Source organism: Cellulomonas chitinilytica (genome assembly GCF_016862675.1).
Taxonomy (GTDB): Bacteria; Actinomycetota; Actinomycetes; order Actinomycetales; family Cellulomonadaceae; genus Cellulomonas; species Cellulomonas chitinilytica.
This window is the reverse complement of the sequence record NZ_BONK01000032.1, coordinates 1-2,712: the sequence shown is the minus strand read 5'-3', so window position 1 is coordinate 2,712 and position 2,712 is coordinate 1. Positions and strand designations below refer to the sequence as shown.

General features: G+C 72.2%; 2 protein-coding genes and 1 pseudogene. All 3 read left to right on the top strand.

Annotated features, from left to right (window positions below; translation table 11 throughout):
• Positions 1-523: hypothetical protein (locus Cch01nite_RS22530; RefSeq protein ID WP_203758761.1), on the top strand; the 523-nt coding region annotated here is incomplete at its 5' end.
• Between the two features lie 122 nt (positions 524-645).
• Positions 646-1,845 carry a S8 family peptidase gene (locus Cch01nite_RS22525; RefSeq protein WP_203758760.1) on the top strand — a complete coding sequence of 400 codons (1,200 nt, stop codon included), beginning with the start codon at positions 646-648 and terminating at the stop codon, positions 1,843-1,845.
• Between the two features lie 52 nt (positions 1,846-1,897).
• Positions 1,898-2,712 (top strand): annotated as a pseudogene (locus Cch01nite_RS22520) (hypothetical protein); the annotation flags it as partial.

Below are 2,712 nucleotides of genomic sequence, written 5' to 3'. Positions count from 1 at the left end.
CTCGCTCGACCGGGACAGGCTCAAGCAGAGCCTGGACAAGCTGCTCGAGCTGCACCAGAACGTCTCGATCCTGCACGACGGCCTGCAGCAGGTGCACGCGCGTCAGGACCGTGGCACGTGGTCGGCGCGGGGCACCACGTTCCAGCACCCGTACGCGGACTCGCTGGCCGACGCTGTCGCGCAGGTGGCCCGCTTGCGTGAGCAGCTGTGCGCCTACCGGGACACGTTGACGGCGTCGGCGGACCGGCTCGCGCTGATGGATGCCGAGGTGCAGGACCGTCTGGCCCGGTTGGCGGCCCGTCAGGACGGGATCGTGACCGCGATGCCTGCGCAGAACGCGCCGTGGCAGGCGCCCGCGGCTCCGACCACCGGGTACGTCTACGACCCGAAGACCCGCACCGGGTTCGACCCGAGCACCGGCGCGACCCAGGTCGCACCGCCGGCGGAGACGTCGACCACCACGACCATCTCGACGGCCCCCGGGTCGACCGCGCCGGTGTCGTCGGGGTCCGGCATCGGATGAGGCTGTCGAAGACGGGCCGGGCCGAGACGGGTGCGACTGGAACCGCGCGCCCAGGTGTTGCAGCCTCGCCGGGGGGCCGACGGGGCATGCGGGCGGTGGCTGCCGTGTGCGTGATGGTGCCGGTGACCGCGTCGTTGGTCGCCGCGGGTGATCCCCAGGGCGGGCTCTGGTACTACAACGACTCCGGCATGGCCACCATCCACCAGACCACCACCGGCGAAGGCGTCACCATCGCGGTGCTGGACAGCCCGCTGAACCCGAACACCCCGGACCTGGCCGGCCTGGACATCCCGACGACGGGCACGTGCGCGGCCGAGGACGGCGGTCCGGCGCTGCCGTCGACCGCCACGGACGACACCGCTGTGCACGCCACGGGCATCGTGTCGTACATCATCGGCACCGGAGCCGGCGTGAACGGCCAGCCCGGTGTCCTCGGTGTCGCCCCAGGTGCCAAGGTCCATCACTACAACGTCACCAACGACGAGACCGGGTGCCCCACCGCCGAGAACGTGCGCGACGGCACCTCGACGCTGGTCGACGCGATCGCCGACGGCGCGAAGATCGTGAACATGTCGTACTGGTCCGCCGCTGAGTCGTTCGACGTCTCCGCCGAGGACATCCCGGGGGCGCTCGCTGCGGGGGCGATCCTGGTGGGTGGAACTCCGAACCGCGCGGGCGCCGACCTGCTCCCGCCGGGTGCGTTCAACGGCGTGGTGTCGGTCGCGGCGATCGGTCCGGATGGTGCGCCTACCGCGGAAGCGGCGGTGGGGGAGCACCTGGGGGTGCTCGCACCGGGTGAGGGTCTGCGGGTGCTGACCTCGAAGGGAAACTGGACCGAGTACGGACTGTCGGTCGGGTCCTCGGGCGCGACGGCGTACACGTCGGCGGCGTTGGCGCTGGTGTGGTCGAAGTACCCGGACGCGACGTCGAACCAGATCCTGCAGTCGTTGGCCCGCAACACCGGGTCGGAGGACCACGAGCTGACGCACGACTCGGAGCACGGGTACGGGATCGTGAACGTGCGGCACATGCTGGAGCACGACCCCACGACCTACCCGGACGAGAACCCGTTCCTGTGGGACGACCCGGGTGAGTTCGGTCCGACCAAGGAGGCGGTCCTGGCTGCCGCCGCGGAACCGGAGGCGACCGGGCAGGCCACGACCGCGCCGGACCCGGCCGCGACGGACCCGGCCTCCGACCCGGCAGGCGGGTCGTCGCTGCCGTGGGGCGTGATCGGCGCCGGTGCCCTCGCACTCGTCGCGGTGGTGGTGGTGGTCGCGGTGGTGGTACGGCGCCGACCAGCAGGGCCGGGTCAGGCGTGATGAGCGTGCGTTCGGTCGTGGTCGTCGTGGGTGCTGGTGAAAGGAGCACGTCATGGGTGTGAAGGCGGAGTCGCTGCGGGCGGTGCTGGATGCGGACCTGCAGGCCATGCACGACGACCAGGACTACCTCAAGGCGGTCTGCCGGGACTTCGAGCAGTACGCCTCCCAGCTCACCAGGCTCATCGACGACCTGGGGATCACCGGGGCGACCGCGGACGCGGCGTCGACCCGCTTCGACGGCCTCGCCGCGGCCCTGAAGGCCACCTCGGACAGCCTGACGCGGACCGCCGACGCCGCAGAGCTGGCGCGCACCGCGATCGACACCGCCCAGAAGGCCTACCGCGACCTGCCCGACGGGCAGCTCAGCACGACCGAGCGCGCCTTGATCATCGGCGGCGGCACCCTGGCCGGTGGCCTGCCTGGGGCGTTGGGCGGTGACCTGCTGGCCGACAAGTTCGCGGCCGACCGCGCCAAGGAGCGCGAGGACGAGGCCGCACGAGCGTTGACCGACCTGGAGCAAGACCTGTCTGCCGCAGCACGCCGCGTCGGTACCGAGATCTTCACGATCGAGCCGATCATCGGTGATCCCGGGCCGAGCGGCGACCCGCAGCCCCCCCAGACCGGTGGCGGTGGAACCGGGTCGGGCACCGGTGGCGGTGGAGGACGTGTCGGCACGGTGCCGGGCGGTCGGGGCAGCGTGCCTGCGGTGCCGACGTCCGACGTGGTGGCTCTGCCGTGGACCCCGCCTGGTGTCGGCACCCCGGACGGGCCGGTGCACGGGGTCGTGCCGCCGAACACGACCCCGCCCGGTGGTGGCATCTACCCCGAGCATCCCGGCGGCAACCCGGTTCCCGGCTCGAACCCGGG